Origin of the sequence: Dokdonia sp. Hel_I_63 (genome assembly GCF_007827285.1) — a bacterium.
In the GTDB taxonomy this organism is placed as follows: Bacteria; Bacteroidota; Bacteroidia; order Flavobacteriales; family Flavobacteriaceae; genus Dokdonia.
In genome coordinates, this window is the sequence record NZ_VISD01000001.1 from 786,111 (window position 1) to 809,559 (window position 23,449).

A 23,449-nucleotide genomic window follows, 5' to 3' on the forward strand; every position below is an offset into this window, starting at 1 on the left:
TCTACCATAAATGTATCTTTATACTATGAAATCAGAAACATTACAAGTAAGTCTTATACAAACTTCGCTTTATTGGGAAGACGCAAATCGTAATAGAGCACATCAAGGAACATTGATGGCAAAGGTGCCTGAAGGAACTCACCTTATTGTACTACCAGAGATGTTTACCACTGGGTTTTCTATGAGTCCGCAATCCCTAGCCGAAACTATGGATGGAGATACTGTCCAGTGGATGAAGCGCCAGGCCTTAAAGTCACAAGCAGCCATCTGCGGAAGTTTAATAATAAGTGAAGAAGGTCTCTATTACAATCGGTTTTTATTTGTCACTCCAGAAGGTGAAATAACGAGCTATAATAAACGCCATACATTTAATATGGCTGGCGAGGGAGAGCAGTATAAAGCAGGTAATGAACAGGTACTTATCGATTATAAAGGCTGGAAGATTTTTCCACAGATTTGTTATGACTTGCGTTTTCCGGTGTATGCGCGTAATACATTTGATTATGATCTCATTATTTACGTTGCAAATTGGCCAAAAACTAGAATAGCTGCTTGGGATACGCTACTTAAAGCTAGAGCTATAGAAAACATGTCTTATTGCATTGGGGTAAATCGCGTGGGAGTAGACGGTAATAACCTTGAATATATAGGGCACTCTGCTGTATATAATGTCTTAGGAGAAGAGATAGTCACAGCTCATACTCAAGAAGGTGTAGTGACTACGACATTAACTAAAACGCATATTAAGAATACGAGAAGTAAACTGCCTTTTCTAGAAGACAAAGACAGATTTACTCTTGAATAGTATCCTTAACCTTTGTCTTCTTAGGAAGTAGCTCAAATGTTTCTTTGGCAAACCAACTGGGACGTACATCAATTTCTCCAGGGAAATTGATAATTACTTCTGGTTGTTTTTTCTGCAAATAATTTCCTGAGTCAAAAAGACGGTTATTATTGGCATCCTCTATTAGGCGTATTTTATACGAGCCTGGTTTGAGGAGTTTGAAGTTAAAAACGGTTTCTTGAAGGGAATATTGCGTCTCTATAACCTCATCACTTTTATCCATTAACTGGATGATGTAAGGAAAGTTATTTGCGTTTTTTAGGGTGAGCTCTATATCTCCATAATCTGAGAACTCCTTAGTATTTGCTTTGTAGAAAAGAGTATCATTTTGTTGTCCAAAAAAATCTGTAATCGCATTGGGTAGTGCTTTGATACTATAACTAGCTTTTTCCTCTTTCTCAAAATCAATATCTAGAGAGGTCCTGTTATCTTGTAAAGAATATGTAAAAGGAATCTCGATAGAGTCTTTTACAACGGTTATTAAAGACTCATTAATGGTGTCTATTGGAATATTGCTGAGTATGCGATACGGTTTGTCTAACAACACAGCATTGCGATATTTTGAAGAAAAGGCTAGAGAGTCTAATTTTGGCTTACGTATTCTAGCCTGCAGGGTGTCACTATAACCTGGTGCAGTTACATTAAAGACGAGCGAGTCAAGTGATACTCGTGGCTTGTACCAGTAATATAAAGTGTCCTCTCCTTTTTTTGTGATGGTGGTTTCGTGATTATTTCCCACATCCGTTAAGAGGTTTATAGCGATGCTATCTGTATAACCACTAATACCAAAAGCTATTTTACCCTCGGCAGCATGTTTAGGGCGGGAGGCTTTATAAGAGGGTGTTTCTGAAAATAACTTTAGTGTATAAGACGAGTCAGTTGGGACCGTTACAAAATCTTCTATAAAAGCAACCTTATCTTTTTTAGGTTGAAAAGTATAATTTGCGTCTTCATCTTTTAAAGCTACAAGCGCATACGTTCCAGGTTTTAGATAGTCTAGTTTAAACGTGTTGAGGCTATCTAAAGTGTTTGTAACATATAATGGAGGCTTATTGTAAATAGTAGAATCTGTATACGTGCTATCTGCTTCATAAAGCATCACGGTTACAAAATTATCAGGCTTGTCTAAGATCGCATCTACAATTGTTCCAGACACAGTAAGGCTATCTATATAGTCTCCTGTAGACATCACATACTTAAACGAAGGAAAAGGGTTTCCTTCATTATTATCCACAATGCTAAGCCCAAAATTGAAAACATAGGTCGTATTAGGAGCAAGTGTATCTTGGATTTTAATCTCTATGTATTTTGATGCAGACCCCTGTGGAGAGATTACTCTATTGATAATAGGAGGCGAGATAATAAGTTGTTTCCTAAGATCTTTGAGTTTTACATACTCATCAAAATAAATACGTATTTCGTCTCCTTCAAAGTTTGTAGTAAAGTTAGGAGGTGTAGACTTTACAAAAACTGGAGGCAAACTATCCATAGGTCCACCTGTAGGAGATCCGCGTTTTGCACAGTTTACGAGAGTAAGTGCCATACTCACCATAACTACTATAAATGTAGCTACGCGTCTTCTATTAAAATGATACCAAGGATTATCTGTCATGCGACTACAAAGAAACAATTATTTTAACCAAAACGAAATACCTATTGTGCTATTGCCATCACAGCAATACTTAATTTAATATTAGGTATTTTAAGAAGTTGTAATGCACATGATTCTAAAGTTGCTCCAGTCGTTAAGATATCATCACATAGTATGATATGTTTACCTTCAAGATTGCTATTCATTACAATTGAAAAAGCATCAAGTACTTCATCACTACGTGTAAAACGACCTTTAAATACTTGCGTTTTTGTGTTTTTTGATTTGACAAGCACATCATCTACATAATGAGCATCTAATGCTTTAGCTAGTGATTTACCAAAGCCTTCCACTTGATTGTACCCTCTTTTTCTTTTCTTCTTTGGGTGTATAGGTACTGGAACTACTGCATCTATACGACTATATTCTTCAAGAATTTTAAGATCTTCACCTAGCCATGCTCCTAGAAAGCCGCTTATCTCATGCTGTCCTCTGTATTTGAGATTATGCATGAGTTCTTGCACAGGACCTTTCTTTTCAAAATAAAATAATGCTGTTGCATTTTCTATATTGAGGCGTCCATAAAATACTTTTTTAATTGCAGGGTCGTTGTACCTATGAAAATCTGTGAGAGGTAATGTATGCCTACAATGTGTACATATCATATTTTCGGCAGCGATGAGTTCGCTGTCACAAGATTTACAGGTTTCTGGAAAAAATAGAGAACGGAGCGATTGTAGCAATGGCTTATACTTTTTTTTTCTAAATTAACCCCTTTATGTGAATAATAGAACATCTATGCGTACTAAAAGTACCAATAACACCTTATTACTCCTTGTAATCTTACTCTGCTTAGTTGTAGCGGGCCTAGGATTTCATACCTATAATTTTCAAAATGAAGTGCAGCAACGTGAGGCACAGCTAGTGAATGATAAAGAAAGAGTTACAGCACAGCTGGATGAAGAGTTGTCAAAATACAGCACCCTTATAAAAGAGAGAGATGCGTTAAAAGGAGCGCTTAAACAAGCGCAATCAAGACTCCTACAACTCAAGGAAACACTAAGAGACGACGACTTGAGTAGATCAAAAATGCAGCAGTTTCAAATGGAAATACAAAGACTGCGTCGAGAGCGAGAGTTTTTTATAAGTGCAAATGATAGCTTACAATTAGAAACAAAACGTCTTGTTGCACTACAGCAAGAAACACAAAAAGCGCTAGACCTAGCGACAAAATCTCAAGACAGCATACAGAAATCTAATAGAGATCTAGCAGAGAGACTTACACAAGGAGCACGTCTTACAGTAAGTAATCTCGCAGCAAGAGGAGTGATCCAGCGCAATAGCGGTAAGTTTTTTATGACTTCTAGAGCAAGTCGCGTTGAGATGATACAGGTGTGTTTTACCGTAAACGACAATCAACTTGCAGAGGCAGAGAATAAATCTTTTTACGTACAAGTATTAAATGGCCAAGGTCGCATGATTGGTGTAGAACGTAATGAAAAGTTTGAAGACGGATCTGTGGTGCGCTACAATACAAAAACTACGATTGCATTTAATAAAACCGCATATACCATCTGCGAGCTTGTTCTACCTGTGCAGCAGATGGAAGGTGGTGATTACACTATAAATGTCTACCACGAAGGCTCCATGCTACTCTCTACCATACTTTCTTTAAAATAGGGCAATCGCAATTTCCGTTATTTCGGAGGGATTGCTATTTTTACAGCTTGTTACAAACAGAAACAAATAACTTTATTTTATTGGTTTGAGAGGTTTTTACGCTTTCGCGAAAGCGTAACCTTATACCTCATCAATATTAATAGATTGCATAATTAATCTACAAACTATGGCTCAACAGGACGATCATTTTAAAAAAGTAATATCTCACGCAAAAGAATACGGCTACATCTTTGGTAGTAGTGAGATTTATGATGGCCTAAGTGCTGTGTATGACTACGGTCAAAACGGTGTTGAACTTAAGAAAAACATACGCGAGTACTGGTGGAAGAGTATGGTGCAAATGAACCAAAATATTGTAGGTCTAGATGCCGCAATATTTATGCACCCTACTACATGGAAAGCTTCTGGTCACGTAGACGCATTTTCTGATCCACTTATTGATAATAAGGATTCAAAGAAGCGCTACCGTGCAGATGTACTCGTTGAAGATTATGCAGAAAAGCTCAATCAGAAAGCAGAGAAAGAAATTGCTAAGGCTGCAAAACGTTTTGGAGAAAGCTTTGATAGAGTGCAATATGAAGCGACAAATCCTAGAGTTATGGGATATCGCGAGAAGCAAAAAAGTGCAACCGCACGACTTGCGCAATATCTAGATGCAGAAGATCTACCAGCAGTAAAAGCACTTATAGAAGAACTGGAAATAGGATGTCCAGAGTCTGGATCAAAAAACTGGACAGATGTACGCCAGTTCAATTTGATGTTTGGCACAAAACTAGGAGCATCTGCAGAGACAGCGACAGATTTGTACTTACGTCCAGAAACGGCTCAAGGTATCTTTGTAAATTTCTTAAACGTCCAAAAAACAGGGCGTATGAAAATTCCTTTCGGAATTGCTCAAACAGGAAAAGCATTTAGAAACGAGATTGTTGCGCGTCAGTTTATCTTTCGTATGCGAGAATTTGAACAAATGGAAATGCAATTTTTTGTACGCCCAGGAGAAGAAATGAAGTGGTACGAGCACTGGAAAGAGACACGTTTAAAATGGCATAAATCATTAGGCCTTGGAGAAGAGAATTATCGTTTTCACGATCATGAGAAACTTGCGCATTATGCAAATGCAGCAACAGACATAGAATTCAACTTTCCATTTGGGTTTAAAGAGCTTGAAGGAATACACTCTAGAACAGACTTTGATCTTAAAGCACATGAAGAGCATTCTGGAAAGAAATTACAATTTTTTGATCCAGAGCTCAATGAGAGTTATGTGCCTTATGTGGTAGAAACATCTATAGGGCTTGATAGAATGTTTTTGGCAGTATTCTCTGCTTCACTTCAGGATGAAGAATTAGAAAACGGAACGTCAAGAGTGGTGTTAAAACTACCTGCAATCTTAGCGCCCGTAAAAGCAGCTATTTTACCATTAGTAAAGAAAGATGGACTACCAGAAGTGGCACAAAAAATTATAGATGATTTGAAATACGATTATCGCGTAGCTTACGATGAAAAAGATGCAGTAGGTCGTCGTTATAGACGTCAAGATGCGGCAGGAACACCACTTTGTATTACCGTAGATCATGATACGCTAGAAGACAATATGGTAACTGTAAGAGACAGAGACACGATGGAGCAACAACGTGTGTTAATCACAGATTTACCAGACATCCTTAATAAGAAAGTGAATTTTAGACATTGGACAGCCTAAATCTAATTATTGATATATACCAAAAACACTCATTTCATGGGTGTTTTTTTATGCTTTGGATTCAGATTTTTGTATTTTTAATATCTTTTTAACAAGCAAACCACTAAAAAACTACATTATGAAACAAATTTACTCAATGTTGGTTGCAGGTCTCTTAGCGTTTAGCTTAGGAGTATCTGCACAGCAAACTAATAAAGCCAGTAAAAGTGGGTTACTTTCTGCTCCTGTTGTAATACCGAGTATCGCAGATCAAATTAAAGCAGGGACACTTATATATGCAGATGAAACTCCAAAACTTGGCCGTGCCAAGGGTATCGGTACTCCAAATGTTGTTCCAGGAAAAGGATCAACAGGCAATGATCCACTTGTGAATGCTCAGCGTAGTCAAGAAATCAGTATGACACACACAAAAGCACCGCTTACTACCTTTGTTGCAGATATATCTACTTCTACACCATCAGACCCAACCGGTGCGGCTGGGCCAAACCATTACATAGCTGCTTGGAATGTAGGATTTAAAATATTTAATAAAGATGGGACCGATGCTACTCCAGAAATGAACTTAAGTACACTGTTTCCAGGAAATTCAACGGGAGATCCAATTGTTTTCTTTGATGCAAATGTCGATAATGGTGCAGGCAAACCGAGAGGGAGATATGTAATAACGGAATTTCGTAATGGAGGTGCCCCTGGAGGCAATGGGTTTGATGTAGCTATATCTGCAGGTCCAGATCCAGTTAATGACCCTTGGTATGTTTATGAGGCTCAATTCAATGCGGGAGCTTTTCCTGATTATACAAAATTCTCTGTATTTGGAGAATCTTATGTCGTTACTGCAAATATAAGTTCAACTACGGAGCAGGTATTTTTACTTGAACGTAATAAGATGTTAAACGATGAAGCTGCACAATTTGTAACCTTTGGGCTACCAGGTATACAAAGGAACGGATTTTACAGTCCTCAAGGTTTTCATACCACAGGAGATGAGAGTGTGCCTGCTGGAACACCAGTACCAGTTGTTTATTTACAAGACGATGCTTGGGGCGGAGTTGATGACGATCATTTAAAAGTTTGGGAGGCTACTATAGATTGGTCAGATGCTGCAAATGCAAGTATAGAACTTGCTCAAGAGATTACAACGGCAGATTTTGTAAGCGTTTTTGATGGTGGTTCGTTCTCAAATATACCACAAGGTGGAGGTGGGCCAGATGTAGATGCACTGCAAGCCACAATGATGAATCAAGTACAATATAGGCGTTTTCCTACCTACAATACTGTGATTATGAACTTTGTTGTAGATGTTTTAGACCCAGGTGAAAAGGCGGGAATAAGATGGTATGAATTAAGACAAGATGGTGATGGTCAACCATGGACTATCTATCAAGAAGGTACTTATGTAACTCCAGGAAAGCGTAACGCATATCAAGGAAGTATGGCGATGGATTCACAGGGAAATATTGCTATGGGTTATATATCATCATCAGATGAAGATCGTATTGCAATGAATTATACTGGGCGTTTTGATGGTGATCCATTAGGTGTAATGACAGTATTTGAGCAAGAACTCTTCAAAAGTACAGCAGCCTCTCCTACAGATAGGTTTGCAGATTATGTGCATTTAACGCTTGATCCAGAAAATGAATCTTTTTGGTTTATAACAGAGCAATTTGATCCATCTCGTAGAGATGTAGTTGCTAATTTCACATTGGATGCGGCTCAACCAGATGATCTCAGTGTTTTTAGTATTGTGACTCCTGTAGGAGATGGAGAGTATACAGATGATGAGGATATTATTGTTACCATTAGAAATTATGGTTCAAATGCAATAGCAAACCCAACAGTCCAGTACAGCATAAATGATGGCACAGTAGTAGTTGAAACTTTCACTGGGACTATTGAGCCAGGACTAAGTGCTGAGTTTACATTTGCTCAAGGTGCAGATCTATCTGAGCCAGGTGATTATACATTAAATGTGTCGACTATGCTAAGTAATGATAGTAATGTAGAAAATGATTCATTGGTATGTGTCGCAACAAATACTGTGGGACTTGCATGTCAGCCTGACGGAGATTGTGCAGGTTTTGGTGACGGTGTAACTACCATTACATTAGCTAATCAAAATGACCTAGTTACAAATTGTACAGCTTCGGGTTATAGTGATGATTCAAGTATTGAATTTGCATTCGATAGTCCAGAGTCATTATCTGGAATTCTCCAAGTGGGCTTTGATGACTCTGCATTTGCAATTTGGATTGACATAAATGACGATGCAACATTTAGTGAGGATGAGCTTGTATCTTCGGGGCAGGTAGCGGCAGAAAATACTGATTTTGAATTTTCAATTGATGTTACAGGCTTTGATATGGCACAGCTTACTGCGGGTCCATTGACTATGCGTGTAAGGGGGGAAGATGAAAGTGGTGCTGGCGATGTCAATGACCCTTGTGATGATCTTCAGTATGGAAGAACAAACGATTATACAGCAACCTTTACTCCAGAGGTGTTAGCAATAGAGAATAATGTATTTTTAGAAACCTCTTTAAATATTACAAGTACAGATAATAAATATTTTGACATCAATGTAAATACACCTTTCGAAGGAAGAGCGGCTATTTCTGTTTTCAATACCCTTGGACAAAGACTTGCCCACAACAACCTCAATAAGGAGGGCAACAGTTATAAATATGATTTAGACATGTCATACGTTACAGCTGGTGTTTATATCGTTCAGTTTACTGATATAGATGGTGGATCTAAATTAGTTGAGAAGATAGTAGTTAGATAAATATCTGTTGCAGTTAGTTTATAAGCTATATACAATAATTGAAAAAAAGCTCAACAAGTAATTACTTGTTGAGCTTTTTTTATGAAAATAAATAAATGTCGTCCTAGTCTACATATTCATCTTCATTTCCGTAATCCCTATAGGGCTAGCTTTGTCACATCTATTCATACGGCGTTGTGGAGTATACTTGAACCAAACGCTGGCTCCATCCTTCATAAAATCTTTGTCTATCGTCATGGGGTCAAAATGACGTCCATCCTCAAGTTTAATAGTCCACTCGCAATCGCCTTCTGCCTTAGATTGTACGATTGTTCCAGAAGTATATCCAGTTGTGTCAAAATCCATAAGTGCTGTTTTGGTATCCTCTGTAGCAACTGCTTCTTGACCACGGCAAGAAAAAGCTATGATTGCCACAAGTGACATACCTGTAATGTATAATCTTGTTCTCATAATTAGGTAGTTTTCGTTTCCTTAAAGGTCGTCAAAATTTAGAAGAAAGCCTTAATCTGGATATTACCTGTGTGAATCGTTCGTGTTTCTTCACTTTTACGCCCAAAATATGATACATTCAAATCTAAAAATTTGGTGATCCTTTTTTGTGCAATAGCATTCCAAGTAAAATTTGTTCCTGGTTGTAATCCTTCTAATATCTGATATGCAACTGGACTAAATGCGCTTCCGCGAAAATCGTTATTGATATACGTAAACTCCCCAGTTAAAGATACTTTTTCTAAATCTGCTAATGCAAAGGAGATGCCAAGATTCTGCTGGTCAAGCTGTTCCTGCTCTCCTGATGTGTTATTCTTATTTTGATATTCATAAAATAGCGAAACTCTCGACTGTTTGCCAAAAAGATATGAGAGCTTAGGATTAATGCCGATATTATCGATGTTAAAATTACGAGAGACAAAGTTTTCTGTATTACTTTCTGTTGCACCTAGATCTCCTTGAACATTAAAAAGCCAACTCTCCTTTACTTTGTGTAAAAAGTTAAGTTGATGACTTTGTATCATACTTTCCTGCAACCCCGTAGAAAGAAGAATTTTTGATGTATTTGATAGATATGAATAGGAGGTCGTGTAACGTTGCTTTCCTCTATTATAGAATAGCGTATTTCTAAAGTTAACCGTGGCTCCTATTTCATTCTCATCCTCATTAAATGGGTTGAGACTAAAATCGTTATCAGTGCGCAACACTCGTTTATCTAAGATGTAGCTAGATTGATTGTAGAAGTGAGAGAGGAACTTTTTTATTCCCTTAAGTCCAGACCATTGTCCAGGTTGTAATGTGAGTTGCTGGCTTAATCTGTTTTGGTGAGTTCTTACAAATACTTGGTTGGGCAGTAATATTCTCACATAATCTGCTTGATCTTGAAACTGGGCTATCTCAAACTCATCTAGCTCTTGTATGCCATCTCCGTTGTAATCATTCCATGTATGTGTTCCTTGACCTTCGTCTACTTGAATAAAAGTAAATTCTTGCTGAGGTTGAGTACCACTATTGGTTTCAAAAACAGTATTGAGACGGATGATATCATTTGCAAATCGTTGATTATACAGCAATCTTGAGTTGAGCGAATTCTCATCTTCTCGTTGATCCTCATAGCTGAGATTACGATAATTCAAAAAGAGCGAAACGTTGGTTTTCTCATTCTTTATTAATTGAGATTTTAAGTAATATGTATTGGATGTATTTACACGTGCTATGCGATTAAGTCGCACACTATCATTTACACGATATTTATATCCAGCTTCCATATAGACGTTTGTGCTGTCTCCCACGCCAGCAAAAGCTTTGTAAGCACTAAATCGCTGACTATTTGCCGTTATAGAGTCATTCCTCTTTGTGACTCTAACGTTGTCCTCCATATTAAATGAAGCGCCTATCCATGATTTTTTGAAACCATAAATTGCATTTACGTCTGCTCGTGTAAAGTCTGTATTGAGTTGTACATCATCTGTACTAAGCGTACTTGCATTAATCGCAGTTCTCAATTTGCCTAGTTCCCAGTTGGCATTTAAGCTGTGTCTGAAACCATTATAAGCATCTTGAAAATTTAGATGTTGAAATTGATAGGTAATTGCACCATGTTTTGCATGAGCATAATTGAGTCCTACCGTAGTAAAATGTTGAGTTCCTAATAAGGTTCCACCCGCTTGTGCTAGTGAGTTCTCGACATTCCAATCTCGGTTAAATTCTATATTGTAGAGCCCTTCAATACTTCTAAAATCTTCTTGTATAAAATCCCAACTCCCAAAAGTACGAAAGCTGGATAAACTATCCGTTTTATATAGCAGCTGATTTACGTCTACATGTACAGCATAACCATTATTGTCATCATCATCTAGCGTAGAGAATGTGTTGGTGTCATTGTTACTTCCCGCAGCTTCAAAGTTTATCGTAGTTTTTTCTGAGGGCGTATAGCTTCCATTTACTACGCCTAATTGTAATACGGTAGGAGCAAAAAGTTGTACTTGAGGAGCAAAAGAACCTTGCGAAATACCATTAATAGGGGCAACATATTGAAATGTACGCTGTAAAGTATTTGTCGTGCTTAAAATGTAATCTCCTTGGTTTTCTCCTACATTAGTAAAACGTACTTGAAACAAATCTTCTTCAGGATCAGCGCTAAATTCAAAAGCTTCGACGCCATTTACAACAATCTGTCTGTAGAGAATCTTATTTTCATCAAAGGTGTCTGAGATTGCGCTAGGGGCAATCATTTCTTGCATATCATCACCAGCACCTTGTAAAATAGCAACCTGTTCGGAGGTGAGATTTTGTTGTAGTGGTTGATTCTTAGCATCACTTTCTGAGTATACGTGAGCAGATATTTTGAGTTTATCGCTTTCGCGAAAGCTTCCTCCTCCATACGCCAGAAAGCGAGTGTAACGACGTTCAGAAAATTGATAGGCAACATTAATGCGCATTTCACTAGTGATGGGATAAGTCGCATTAAATCGAATCTCTCCAGCATTATAATCGATAATATAGTCTTCGCTTTCTCCACGTGTGAGCGGAATGCCGTTTACATAAACAGTCTCACTACCCGAAACGACCAAAACAAACAACTCACCATTAGGTCCAGTGAGTTTATAAGGACCTTGATTGCCTTCTTGCCCTGTAAAAGTGCTTTGTGTAAAAACACCTCGCACTAAAGCTCCAGAAGCATGTAAGTCTGTTTGTTTATCATCTGAGTGATTCAAGGTTCCACCTAAGGATAAGCCTTGAATTTTCTTTGTAAACCTACCAAAATAGGTGTCCTTGTTTTCTAGATTAATATCACCAGCTCTTATATTCCAATTATCAGAAAATAGCTCGATAAAAACCTGGTCAAACTCATCTAGATTTTGAGAGTATCCGCCTTGCTGGCTAGGTATATTTGCATCTTGTATAGAAGCGCGTAAGGTAACGCGCTCACTTAGCTTTCCACTTATTTGTAAGTCAAGCTCTGAGTTTAAGGTGCTGTTTTGACTATTGCCTACAGCGACTCCTCTCAGTATACTTCCGCTCACGTTAAGGCCAGAAAATGGAGTGACAGTATTTGTTCTCCTGTCCTCACCTAGGCTTATCACCTTATTAAGGCTCCCAGTACTCGTCACAATCTGGCTAGGGTCATACTGAGAGTAAGCACGCGTGAGAAAATCTGGATAAACTTTATACGTTACAATGAGAGAATCTGGAAGTGCTCCATTTTTCGCGCTAAGCGTAATGATACTTTTTCCATAATCAACACTATAAGCTGTACTGTCTATCCTTGTGCCTTGTAGCGTGGTAATTTTAAATAAGGATGGATTAATACTTACAGAATCTAAAAGTACAGAGTCTCTTACTACAATTCTTTTGGTACGCGTTTGTTGTGCTAGAACAGCACTGGTGCATAATAGTAAAAGAACTGTGTAAAATACGCGCATCAATAGTAAAACTCTAGGCTGAGGTAAATATTACAATGACTCAAAGGTAAACTTTATAAGTTTTTTACGAGGTGTGGAAAAACCTAATTTATAACTTAGCAGTCCAATACAGCATACTATGAAAATTATCTCTTATAATGTAAACGGTATCCGTGCAGCTTTACGCAAAGATTTTGCCACCTGGTTGCAACATACAGATCCAGATGTGGTGCTGTTGCAAGAGACAAAAGCAACGCCAGACCAAGTAGATACAGCAGTTTTTGAAAGTCTAGGATATGAGCATTACTGGTTTAGCGCACAAAAGAAAGGATACAGTGGTGTGGCTATTCTCACAAAGAAAACACCTAAAAATGTAGTTTATGGAACGGGAATCGAATCCATGGATTTTGAAGGTAGAAATATAAGAGTTGACTTTGACGATGTTTCTGTGATGAGCATGTACTTGCCATCAGGAACAAATATTGCCCGTTTAGAGCATAAACTGGAATACATGTCGTTATTACAAGATTATGTAAACAAGATTAAGCAGGATGTTCCAAATCTTGTGATAGGTGGAGATTATAATATTTGTCACGAAGCTATAGATATTCACGATCCCGTACGTAATAAAAACGTGAGCGGATTTTTACCCGTAGAGCGTGAATGGATAAGTAACTTTATGGATAGTGGTTTTATAGATTCTTTCCGTCATCTTAACAAAGAGCCAGACAACTACACATGGTGGAGTTATCGTGCAAATGCGCGAGCAAATAACAAAGGATGGCGCATTGATTATAACATGGTAAGCGAGCCTCTTAAAAATAATATAGAACGTGCTGTTATTCTCTCTGATGCTGTGCACAGTGACCACTGCCCGCATATGGTAGAACTAAAATTATCTTAAAACAAATGAATACAATGTTTAAAAAATCCCTTCTTATAATACTTGCGATAAGCGCACTTACTTCTTGTGTTCCTGCAAAAAAGTTTAAAGATCTTGAAGCAAGCTATAGCAGGTTGCGAAAGGATAATCGTAGCCTTGAAGATAATGTTAAGGACCTGAAAGCTGAGCTCGATAAAAGGAACGAGATTTATGATAAGGTCTCAAAAGACTTAGCCACAAGTATGACTAGGGTAGAGGAGTTAGAAGGTGAGAACGCTTCCGCGAAAGCTAATCTAGAGCAACTACAAGCAAGTTATAATGCACTAGAATCTAATAGTAGTGCGACTATAGCCGAAAATTCTCAGAAAAACAGACAACTTCTAGCCGAACTAGAAACAAAACAAAACGATCTTGCCGAAAAAACTGCTGCTCTTGAAGCAGAACGTACTCGTCTTGAAAAGTTACAAAAGGATCTAGCAGAACGCTCTGCGAGAGTAGATGAGCTAGAAGGTGTCATTGCAGCAAAAGATGCTACAATGAGAGTGCTTAAAGAATCTATCTCAAAAGCACTTACAGACTTTGAAGGAAAAGGACTTACCGTAGAGCAACGTGATGGTAAGGTATATGTGTCGCTAGAAAACAAGCTTTTATTTGATTCTGGTAGCTGGACAGTAGGCGCAAACGGAACAAAGGCGGTAAAGCAATTAGGTAGCGTGCTAGCAGATAATCCCGACATCGCTGTGCTTATCGAGGGACACACAGATAATGTGCCTTACGGAGGCAGCGGAAATCTAGCTGGAAACTGGGACCTCTCTGCAAAAAGAGCAACAGCTATTGTTGAAATTTTACGCACAAACAGAGATATAGACCCTAAGAATCTAACAGCAGCGGGCCGTGGAGAATATGCTCCCGTAGCCGAAAATGATACAGCAGAGAATAAAGCAAAAAATAGACGTATAGAAGTAATCTTAACACCTAAACTTGATGAGGTGACGGCTTTGCTTAATGATATTGATTAGATAAAACGAGAGTTCTATAGTTGTATAAAGACGCAATGATTTGCGTCAAATCCAATACTTATGAAATACACAACAATACCAAATACAGATATAAAAGTCTCAAAAATTTGTTTGGGGTCAATGACTTGGGGTCGCCAGAACACGGAAGCTGAAGGTCATGAGCAAATGGATTATGCACTTACACAAGGCGTAAACTTTATTGATACGGCAGAGATGTATAGCGTGCCTTTTCAAGAGAAAACGTACGGTGCTACAGAAAAGGTGATAGGAAACTGGCTAGCCAAAAATAAGAACCGAGATCAGATTGTTCTTGCTTCAAAGATTACTGGACCTAGCCCAACATTTGCTTCTGTAAGAGATAATCTTGGGTTTTCTAAAGAAGCTATTGATGATGCATTGCATAAGAGTTTAAAACGCCTCCAAACCGATTATCTTGATTTATACCAACTGCACTGGCCAGAACGTAACACAAATTTCTTTGGAAAATTAGGATATGTTCATAATGGTGATGAGCAGTGGAATGATAATATTGCAGAGATTCTTGAATCTCTAGACACCTATGTAAAACAAGGAAAAATTAGAAATATAGGGCTGTCTAACGAGTCTCCTTTTGGCTTGATGCGTTTTGTAGAAGAAGCTAGAAAAGGTGCGCCAAAGGTTGTAACCGTTCAAAATCCTTATAACCTTCTTAATAGAAAGGATGAGATAGGTCTTACAGAAGGCTTACATCGCGAGGATGTAGGTTTACTGCCGTATTCTCCTCTTGGTTTTGGGCAACTTACAGGAAAATATCTAGACGGGTATCCAGAAGATGCGCGTGTGACTCTGTTCCCTAACTACAATCGCTATCACAACGATAATGCTTTTGAAGCAACACGTCGTTATAAAAATATTGCAGATGAGCATGGATTAAGTCTTACACAAATGGCACTTGCATTTGTGACAGATAGACCTTTTGTAACTGGTAATATTATAGGGGCTACAAGTATGGAGCAACTTAAAGAAAACATCGGTAGTGCAGATGTGACACTCTCTGAAGAGGTTTTAAAAGCCATAGACGAGGTGCACACAGCAATACCGAATCCTGCACCATGATAAAAGAAAATTGGAGTATGTAAAAAAGGTGCGCTGTAAAGCGTGCCTTTTTCTTTTCACGCTTTCGCGAAAGCGTAATTATCTACATAAAATCATGTAGATGGAATGGACTTTATAGCCGTTTTATATAGATATCCTTGTAAACTATCATGAGCACGTACATGAAACCAATTGCCTGTTTTTTCTAGCAACAAGACAGTATCCTTTCTCTTTAATGTGCCAATTTTTTCTGAAGTTGAAGTTGGTGATAATCGCATCGTACCATTGTTTATAAGAACTCCTAATTTGCTAGATAGCGAATCTAAAATTGCGGGTATTTCCGTTTTTTTAATATATGGATATGGGTTAATAGCTCCCGTACGATTATAAATGCCAAAATGTAAATGTGGAGGTGTCGTTTTGGCATTCCCAGTATTGCCTACTAATCCGAGCGTATCTCCTATTTTCACGCGCTGTCCAGTAGTAGCGATGATGCTATCTAGGTGCGCATAATATAGCGACTGACCAAAAATACCGTCACGTAACCACACCTGTTTACCTCCTAGACCGCGATTACCTGTGGATGAGACAATACCATCGGTAATCGCTATAACCGGAGTCCCTCGAGATGCAAAAATATCTACACCCTCATGGCTACGCTTTCCACCACTTCTAGAAGCACCCCAAAAGCTTTGAACGGCCTTGTTGCTTTTTCCACTTACTGGAAAGCTGTATTGTGGTGCTGTATAAATTTTTAATGCAAAGGACGAGTTTGTGCTTATTTCAGGCTGTATAAGTAGTGTGTATAATCCTGAAGCCTTAATTTCGGTAGTAATTTTTTTCTCATTAGAAGCATTGGATAATCTAGGCGTTGAATTCATTATAGAATCCTTCTTCCATGTGAAAAGATCAAGAAATATGGCGGTTGAGTCTACATTGTTGTCAATTTCTGCATGAAAAATCTCACCTGCAGCGAGTGTGAATGTATAGCGGTAGGGAATCAAATTGTTGGAAGAATAAGTCCCTACAGTGGTATACGGAAGACCCGAGAGTACGTTTTGGTCTTTAGGCAGTAAATTTTTTTGATACGCTTTCGCGAAAGCGGAATCCCATGATTTATAAATACTATCATCTTTCTTGAAGCCCCGAGCGTAAACTTCGCGAGCCGAGGGTTGCGTGATGGCGTCTGTGGCTTTTTGAATTTGATTACAGCTTATTATGGCAAGAAGTAATAAGGTGTATAGTATCTTTTTAAACATAGCAGTCACTATGCAGAAAAGATGCCATGTGCATGTAAGCGTCAGTCAGATGTTGACGCAATTGATTATATGTGAACGTTTTTAAAGACTGCTGTAAAATGATGCTCGTTTATCTAGTAGCTTATCCAAAAAGGTGTCTCACGACATCATGAACTTTGGCTACTTTAATCACATTGATGTGATAATTAGTATCAGGTATTTTGCAATATTTTGAAATCACGATGCTTGTAAAACCTAGTTTTTCTGCCTCGACAATGCGTTGTTCAATACGGTTTACAGGGCGTACTTCTCCAGCAAGACCTATCTCTGCCGCAAAACACATGGATTTATCTACTGGGATATCTACATTGCTTGATAAAACAGCCGCTACCACTGCCAGATCTATAGCAGGATCATCTACAGTGATCCCTCCCGTCACGTTGAGAAAAACATCTTTTGCACCTAGTTTAAAGCCTGCGCGTTTTTCTAATACAGCAAGAAGCATATTGAGTCGCTTAACATTATATCCTGTCGAGCTACGTTGTGGTGTTCCATATACTGCGGTACTCACAAGTGCTTGAATTTCTATCATGAGCGGTCGCATACCTTCCATTGTGGTTGCGATTGCTGTACCGCTCAAGTCTTCGTCATTTTTTGAAATGAGAATCTCGCTTGGATTACTCACCTCTCTTAATCCTGAGCCCTGCATCTCATAGATGCCTAGTTCGCTAGTACTTCCAAAACGGTTTTTATGCGCCCTTAAAATTCTATAAACATGGTTACGATCTCCTTCAAACTGGAGAACGGTATCGACCATATGCTCAAGAATTTTTGGACCAGCGATGTTTCCATCTTTTGTGATGTGACCTATAAGAATTACAGGTGTTGCAGTTTCCTTAGCAAATCGTATCAGCTCTGAAGTAGTCTCACGTATTTGTGAGATACTTCCAGCGGTACTTTCTATATGGTCAGAATGCAGTGTTTGTATGGAGTCTACAATCACAATATCTGGCTGCATCTCTTCTATGTGCCTAAAGATATTTTGAGTTTTTGTCTCTGTAAGGATATAACACTGGTCGCTTTCTGGATTAATACGCTCTGCACGCATTTTTATTTGCTGCTGACTTTCCTCTCCAGAAACGTAGAGTGTTTTGTAAGGTAGCGCTAGGGATATCTGTAGTAGCAAAGTACTTTTTCCTATTCCAGGTTCTCCACCCAGAAGAGTAAGCGATCCAGGAACTAAGCCACCACCTAGAACACGGTTAAGTTCGCCGTTTTTAGTATTCATTCTAGCCTCAGAAGCGGTAGAAATATCGGCAATCTTAAGGGGTTTGCTGGTGCGTGTAAGTCCAGAAACCTTGGCGGTTTCAGACTTCCAGTCCTTTTTATCTGCTTTTTGTACAACCTCCTCAACAATGGTATTCCACTGCTTACAAGCATTACACTGGCCTTGCCATTTGGCATGCTGTGTGCCACAGTTTTGACAGAAAAAGGTAGTTTTTATTTTGGCCATTGAGAGTTAAACTTTAGGCTAATTTAGCAAATCATCCCTTGTTTTGATATGGAATATTTGATTAAAATCAGTGTTGATGAAGGAGTATGAAGTAGAGGTGTTTTTTACGCTTTCGCGAAAGCGTTTTTCCTTTAACTTATTTTTTCAATCACTTCTGATCGATTTGAGACGTCAAGTTTCGCATAAATATTACTAGTATGGAACTTTACAGTGGCAATTGATATATGAAGTTCTTCACCTATCTGTTTATTTGTGTAGCCCTTAGATAGTTCAAGAAGTACTTCGGTCTCGCGCTTTGATAAATTGTGTGTTGTGCTTAGTTGAGCGACACTTTCTTGTAAAGTTCTTTCTTTTGTGTCTGCTGTAGCCTGTAGTTCTTTTACATAATGCTCTAGCTTTTTTCTGATGTCATGATTCTCTTTTTTCAAATATTTGAATCGATATAAAAGTGCTGCGCTTAGGACAAGCATTTCTGTAATCCCTCCTAATTTTACTTCATTTGAAGTGATGTTAATAAACTGGAACCCGGTTACAGGAAGAGCAAAATGAGCAATAGATGAAAAAAGTAGAATGAGATATGCAACTACTATTATATAGGCATAGGTATATTTTGTAGCAACGTACCAGCAGAGCACCCAGCATCCTATAAGTAGAGAAGAAAGCACGTAACCGGCAATACTAAACAAGTAAAAATTTTCAAATATGAGACTGCTTATGTAAAGTCCTGCCGAGATAATTAATGCGAGATAGAACCAGATTTTTATGCGTGGAAGTATGGTGCCTATTCTCAAAAAAGTAAAACTAAAAAGGGTGGCCATTAAACCGCATAACCAATGTAAAAGCATCTCAATGAAATCATAGTGTGTGATAAGATCAGGAAAGAAGTAGGAAAAGAATCCATCATCGTAAAAAATAGATGCAGAGGTAACAAACAGAAAAAGTACATAGTAGATATAAACCCGTTCCTTAAAAGTAAAGAACATAAATATGTTAAGGATAATAACTAATGATGCAAAACCAAAGTATGCTCCAGAGAATCCAACTGAATTGATGTTGCTGCGTAGATAAGTGTTGTCGTTAATAATGGTAAGTGGGAAGTAGGCTTCATGCCAAAAGAAGGTTTGGATATAAAAAGTATTAATACCTTCTCTCATATAGGTAGGAACGCTTGTTAGCCTTTCTAGCTCTGGTTTCTTGTGAATTGGTATGTCATTTCCAGAAGTGCCTAGGTGAATTATGTTATTATAATTGGCCATAAATAACGAAAAACTTTTAACATGGATTGAGGGTATTTTAAAATGATATAACCCCTCGTTACCCGAACTAACATTAACAGATATTTTAAACCAGTACCATCCGTTCTCACTTCCCCAGTTGAGATCTTTTTCATTAACTGGCTCAAATTCTTTTGAGTCTACTGTAGATTTTGTGATTATATGATCTATGTCTCTTACGTAAGAAAATGAAGAGATTGTTAGTGCTTTATCTATTTCTTGACTGTGTGCAAAAAAATGGCTTAAGAAAAGAATTGATAGTAATAATATATAAGCCGTATTTCTCAATGTCTCAGGATATGATACTTTGGGTACATTTTTAGTGTAATCCCTATTATTTGCACCAAAAGCGGTGGTTTAGGTAAAACCTATACCAAGAGTATAGGTGTTTTGCATCTCATAATTGAGATTTTTATGCTTTGCACATTACAGTGTGGATTGAGGTATGGAAAGCTATTTTAGTAAGTAAATGATTTCTTGAGTTTTTCTTCTACAATACATAAATCCGTAGGGTAATTAATACCCAAAATCCTCTTTAATTTTATTTGCTCGATCAAGCATTAAATCTTTAGTAAGAAATGATACTTCTTCTAAAAGAAATGCATTTTGATAAGTGCGCATCGCTTTCTTAGGTTCCCCAGCCTTTTCTAGAGATAGAGCTAGGTAGTAATTACCTAGCATAGTCTCTGGGTATTGCTTACGAGCTAGCTGTCCTAAACTAGCCAGACCTTCCCAGTCGGCTTTTTTTTCTAAAGCTGTGGCTGTTGCAACGTAATCATTAACACGTATAGGGTCATCTAGGCCAAAAAGCGTTTTTACCGTTGCATACTTATCTATGAGATAATTAAAAGGAGACTCGCTAGGTAGTATCTTCTCTTTGTACTCTTTTTTACTAATAGGGCGATAAATAGAAAACATGTTTTCTAGTGCCTTTGGTATAGCGCGACCCACGAGTGAGTAGTGCGTTGCTCCGTCAAAATTGTCAAAAGTATATTGAACATTCTCATTTTGTACTTGTTTAATCTGAACGTCTAGTTGGATAATAGGGTCGCGTAGTACACTTATGTCGTCACTTGCTGTTGCGAGGTAATAGAATATTTTTTGCTGTGCCTGCCCTAATCTAGCAACAAGGCGCTCTTCCATTTGTGGTGCTAGATCTGGACTTAAAGAAATGTATCCTTGAAAAAGTGCGGGATCTTTCATTAAATAGTAATTCATAAAATTTGCTGTCATATCATGACCTACTGCGATTCTAAACGTACTAGTTCTGTAATTTTCATCGAGATAAGGCATTACTTCTAAGCCTAAAAATTCAAAGAATGAAGCTCCAGTATCAGATGGGAGGTTGCTTACATCATCATAAAAGGTGTCATCATCTCTACTGTCTACTTGATTAATGCCTACTACAATTACTTGTGGCATTTCTTCCCAGTAGCTATAATAATCTACATTACCAGCCACGGGTTCAAATAGGTAGTCACCATCCATAACTACAATTACAGGATATGATTTTTCTATATTCTCGTCATAATTGCGAGGTAACTGTATTTTAAGCTGTCTGGCTGTGCCTAGAATTTCTGATTGAATCTCTTCATAATCAATTTGAGAAGAAGCTAGTACACTGTAAATACAGAGTATTAGGGTAAGTAGGTTTGTTTTCATGTGGGAATAACTTTTTAGTTATTAGGATAGTCCTAAAATATAAAAAATCACCGTCTTTTAATGAGTAGCAAGATAAGTGCGCAAATGCCTCCTATAATTACATTAAAAATAGTTTGAGTTCCCCAGAGGAGCCAGCCAAATGTTGCACCATCCTCAAATCCAAAAAAAGTGAATATTGCCGCCATAGCTATGGGGTATAATCCCATTCCTGCATTTGTAGCACTCATTGCAAATGCACCTATTACAAAGGAAGCAAGAATAACTCCTAATGGCGCTTCAGCGGTTCCAGGCACCGTAAATTTCATGATCCAAAACATGCCTACATACATTCCCCATATAAAAACAGTATGTAGTATAAATGCAATGTTATGCTGCATGTTTAAAATACTTTTTACTCCATCAAGAAGTCCGAGTCCAAAGTTTCTGATTTTCTGAATAAAAGGATGTGACGACTTTTTAAGTAATCGCAAACCAAAAATTCCAGCAGTAAGACCTACAGCAATTAGTATAATGAATCCAGTGGGGTTCGCATTGTCTTTAAAGTAAGCTATGAGCGCTGTAGATTGTAAAACTACGGCTGTAGTCATAATGAGAAGCAGTACGATAAGATCTGCAATACGCTCTGCTACAATAGTTCCGAAGGCTTTTTCAAAAGGAATGTTGTCTGTTTTAGAAAGGCTTACGCCTCGTAAAACTTCGCCAGATCTAATGATGAAGGTATTTGCAAAATAGCCAATCATAATAGCCATAAAACTGGTAGTAAACTTAGGCTTGTATCCTAGCGGTTCTAAGAGAAACTTCCAACGGTAGGCTCTTGAAAAATGACTTAACAAACCAAATAGCAGCGAGATAAGAATCCATAATGGATTAACCATTTTTATTGCTTCCCACATATCGCTGCGCTCTATCGCAGTCATTTTACTGAGTTGGTACCAAACCAAAAAAACTCCCACAAGTGGGAGTATAATTTTAAGTGCGAGACTTTTATGTTTATTACTTATCAACGTTAGTTGAGCAAGTTTGTTTCTTCATTAGGAAAGCATAAAGTAGGTTTAAACTTTTTTGCTTCTTCTACTTCCATAAAGGCGTATACAATTAAGATAAGCGTGTCACCTTTTGCAACTTTACGAGCAGCCGCGCCGTTTAAGGTGATTTCTCCACTCTTTCTTGGTCCAGGGATTGCATACGTCTCAAGACGTTCTCCGTTTGTAACATTTACAATTTGTACGCGTTCTCCTTCAATTATATTTGAAGCGTCCATCAAGTCTTCATCAATGGTAATACTTCCTATATAATGTAACTCGGCACCCGTTACTTTAACGCGGTGTATTTTTGATTTTACAACATTTACTAGCATAGGGCAAAGGTAATAATAAGTTTAATTTAGGGCTATATTATCTATAAGTCTAATCTCACCAGCATAAACGGCAAGAAAAGCTCGGTATTGTTGGTTTTTACGCTTTCGCGAAAGCGTACTTAAATTTTTAATATTTGCAATCTCAAAGTATTCAAGCTCGAGACCTTCCTTTTTCTCAAAAGCCGCTGAAACATACCTTCTCAATTGTATCGCAGAGTGTCTGTCAAAATTACTCTTCACATACCGCAGCACTTCATAAATAAAAGGCGCGATAGCAAGTTGATTCTCAGTAAGTCGTGCGTTGCGACTGCTCATGGCAAGGCCGTCTTCTTGTCTATGTATAGGGCAGCCTATAATTTCTATAGGTAGCTTTTCTTTTTCTACAAGCTTACGCACAATGGCAAGCTGTTGATAATCTTTCTCTCCAAAATACGCTTTATCCGGATTTACTTGTCTAAAAAGAAGATTTAAAACAGTGCCTACACCATCAAAATGTCCTGGTCTGTGCTCTCCCTCCATAACCTTCTCTATGGTTCCAAAGTTATAAGGGGTAGATGAAACTTCATTCCCATAGACTTCTGTAGCCGTTGGTGCGTATACTATTACCTTATCTCCATAATGGGCTAGAAAGTCTAGATCTTTATCGAGAGTGCGAGGATACTTGTCTAAGTCTGAGGCGTTATTGAATTGTGTAGGATTAACAAAAATGCTTACTATGATTAGGGCACAATCTTTGAATGCATAATCAATAAGTGATGCATGTCCATGATGTAGGGCGCCCATTGTAGGGACAAAACCTACGGATTTGCCATTGCTTTTTGCTTGATGAACGATCTTAGAAATCTGTTTATGAGCTGTTATTGCTTGCACTTTATTATAATTTTAACGGGATGCAAACTTACTAATATTAAGACTAAGTGCGTAAAAATTTGTA

Annotated in this window: 18 protein-coding genes; 7 read left to right on the plus strand and 11 right to left on the minus strand. The window is 38.0% G+C overall.

What is annotated here, in order from left to right:
- Window positions 1-25: 25 nt before the first annotated feature.
- Window positions 26-805, plus strand: coding sequence for an amidohydrolase (locus tag JM84_RS03550; RefSeq protein WP_041295805.1), 780 nt, complete (start codon window positions 26-28; stop codon window positions 803-805).
- Here the strand turns inward: JM84_RS03550 and JM84_RS03555 are convergent.
- Window positions 792-2,456 carry an Ig-like domain-containing protein gene (locus tag JM84_RS03555; RefSeq protein WP_013750439.1) on the minus strand — a complete coding sequence of 555 codons (1,665 nt, stop codon included), beginning with the start codon at window positions 2,454-2,456 and terminating at the stop codon, window positions 792-794. The two genes, JM84_RS03550 and JM84_RS03555, sit on opposite strands and share 14 nt — an antisense overlap.
- 41 nt (window positions 2,457-2,497) lie before the next feature.
- Window positions 2,498-3,178, minus strand: a complete 681-nt coding sequence (locus JM84_RS03560) for a ComF family protein (RefSeq protein ID WP_013750438.1) — start codon at window positions 3,176-3,178, stop codon at window positions 2,498-2,500.
- A 37-nt stretch (window positions 3,179-3,215) separates the two neighbouring features.
- Between JM84_RS03560 and JM84_RS03565 the strand changes: the two genes are divergently transcribed.
- The 3 genes from JM84_RS03565 (at window position 3,216) to JM84_RS03575 (ending at window position 8,602) form a co-directional block, all read left to right on the plus strand.
- The gene (locus JM84_RS03565; RefSeq protein ID WP_144782818.1) at window positions 3,216-4,115 is read left to right on the plus strand and encodes a hypothetical protein; all 900 of its coding nucleotides are present in this window, start codon (window positions 3,216-3,218) and stop codon (window positions 4,113-4,115) included.
- 166 nt (window positions 4,116-4,281) lie between these two features.
- On the plus strand, window positions 4,282-5,817 hold the full coding sequence (locus JM84_RS03570; protein WP_013750436.1) for a glycine--tRNA ligase: 1,536 nt from the start codon (window positions 4,282-4,284) through the stop codon (window positions 5,815-5,817).
- Window positions 5,818-5,935: 118 nt separating this feature from the next.
- On the plus strand, window positions 5,936-8,602 hold the full coding sequence (locus tag JM84_RS03575) for a GEVED domain-containing protein (protein ID WP_144782820.1): 2,667 nt from the start codon (window positions 5,936-5,938) through the stop codon (window positions 8,600-8,602).
- 108 nt (window positions 8,603-8,710) lie between these two features.
- Here the strand turns inward: JM84_RS03575 and JM84_RS03580 are convergent, their stop codons facing one another.
- Together JM84_RS03580 and JM84_RS03585 are read right to left on the minus strand one after the other, a co-directional pair.
- A complete protein-coding gene (locus JM84_RS03580) occupies window positions 8,711-9,052 on the minus strand; it encodes a hypothetical protein (RefSeq protein WP_013750434.1) in 342 nt (113 codons plus the stop codon).
- A gap of 38 nt (window positions 9,053-9,090) precedes the next feature.
- Complete coding sequence (locus JM84_RS03585; RefSeq protein WP_013750433.1) at window positions 9,091-12,516, minus strand: hypothetical protein; 3,426 nt, start codon at window positions 12,514-12,516, stop codon at window positions 9,091-9,093.
- Between the two features lie 118 nt (window positions 12,517-12,634).
- Between JM84_RS03585 and JM84_RS03590 the strand changes: the two genes are divergently transcribed.
- The 3 genes from JM84_RS03590 to JM84_RS03600 are packed head-to-tail and all read left to right on the plus strand — an operon-like array spanning window position 12,635 to window position 15,492.
- Window positions 12,635-13,399, plus strand: a complete 765-nt coding sequence (locus JM84_RS03590) for an exodeoxyribonuclease III (protein ID WP_013750432.1) — start codon at window positions 12,635-12,637, stop codon at window positions 13,397-13,399.
- Window positions 13,400-13,413: 14 nt separating this feature from the next.
- Window positions 13,414-14,397 (plus strand): flagellar motor protein MotB, encoded by a 984-nt coding sequence (locus JM84_RS03595; protein WP_013750431.1) that lies wholly within the window; start codon window positions 13,414-13,416, stop codon window positions 14,395-14,397.
- 60 nt (window positions 14,398-14,457) lie between these two features.
- On the plus strand, window positions 14,458-15,492 hold the full coding sequence (locus tag JM84_RS03600; protein ID WP_013750430.1) for an aldo/keto reductase: 1,035 nt from the start codon (window positions 14,458-14,460) through the stop codon (window positions 15,490-15,492).
- A gap of 92 nt (window positions 15,493-15,584) precedes the next feature.
- Here JM84_RS03600 and JM84_RS03605 read toward each other — a convergent pair whose 3' ends face one another.
- The 7 genes from JM84_RS03605 to panC form a co-directional block, all read right to left on the minus strand.
- Window positions 15,585-16,730, minus strand: a complete 1,146-nt coding sequence (locus JM84_RS03605; RefSeq protein WP_013750429.1) for a M23 family metallopeptidase — start codon at window positions 16,728-16,730, stop codon at window positions 15,585-15,587.
- A 121-nt stretch (window positions 16,731-16,851) separates the two neighbouring features.
- Window positions 16,852-18,222 carry a DNA repair protein RadA gene (radA, locus tag JM84_RS03610; protein WP_013750428.1) on the minus strand — a complete coding sequence of 457 codons (1,371 nt, stop codon included), beginning with the start codon at window positions 18,220-18,222 and terminating at the stop codon, window positions 16,852-16,854.
- Between the two features lie 131 nt (window positions 18,223-18,353).
- A complete protein-coding gene (locus JM84_RS03615; protein WP_013750427.1) occupies window positions 18,354-19,784 on the minus strand; it encodes a LuxR C-terminal-related transcriptional regulator in 1,431 nt (476 codons plus the stop codon).
- A 228-nt stretch (window positions 19,785-20,012) separates the two neighbouring features.
- Window positions 20,013-21,158, minus strand: coding sequence for an alpha/beta hydrolase (locus JM84_RS03620; protein WP_013750426.1), 1,146 nt, complete (start codon window positions 21,156-21,158; stop codon window positions 20,013-20,015).
- Between the two features lie 47 nt (window positions 21,159-21,205).
- A complete protein-coding gene (locus tag JM84_RS03625) occupies window positions 21,206-22,111 on the minus strand; it encodes a YbhN family protein (protein WP_013750425.1) in 906 nt (301 codons plus the stop codon).
- 53 nt (window positions 22,112-22,164) lie between these two features.
- Window positions 22,165-22,515, minus strand: a complete 351-nt coding sequence (gene panD / locus JM84_RS03630; protein WP_013750424.1) for an aspartate 1-decarboxylase — start codon at window positions 22,513-22,515, stop codon at window positions 22,165-22,167.
- A 21-nt stretch (window positions 22,516-22,536) separates the two neighbouring features.
- Window positions 22,537-23,385 carry a pantoate--beta-alanine ligase gene (panC, locus tag JM84_RS03635; RefSeq protein WP_013750423.1) on the minus strand — a complete coding sequence of 283 codons (849 nt, stop codon included), beginning with the start codon at window positions 23,383-23,385 and terminating at the stop codon, window positions 22,537-22,539.
- Between the last annotated feature and the right edge of the window lie 64 nt (window positions 23,386-23,449).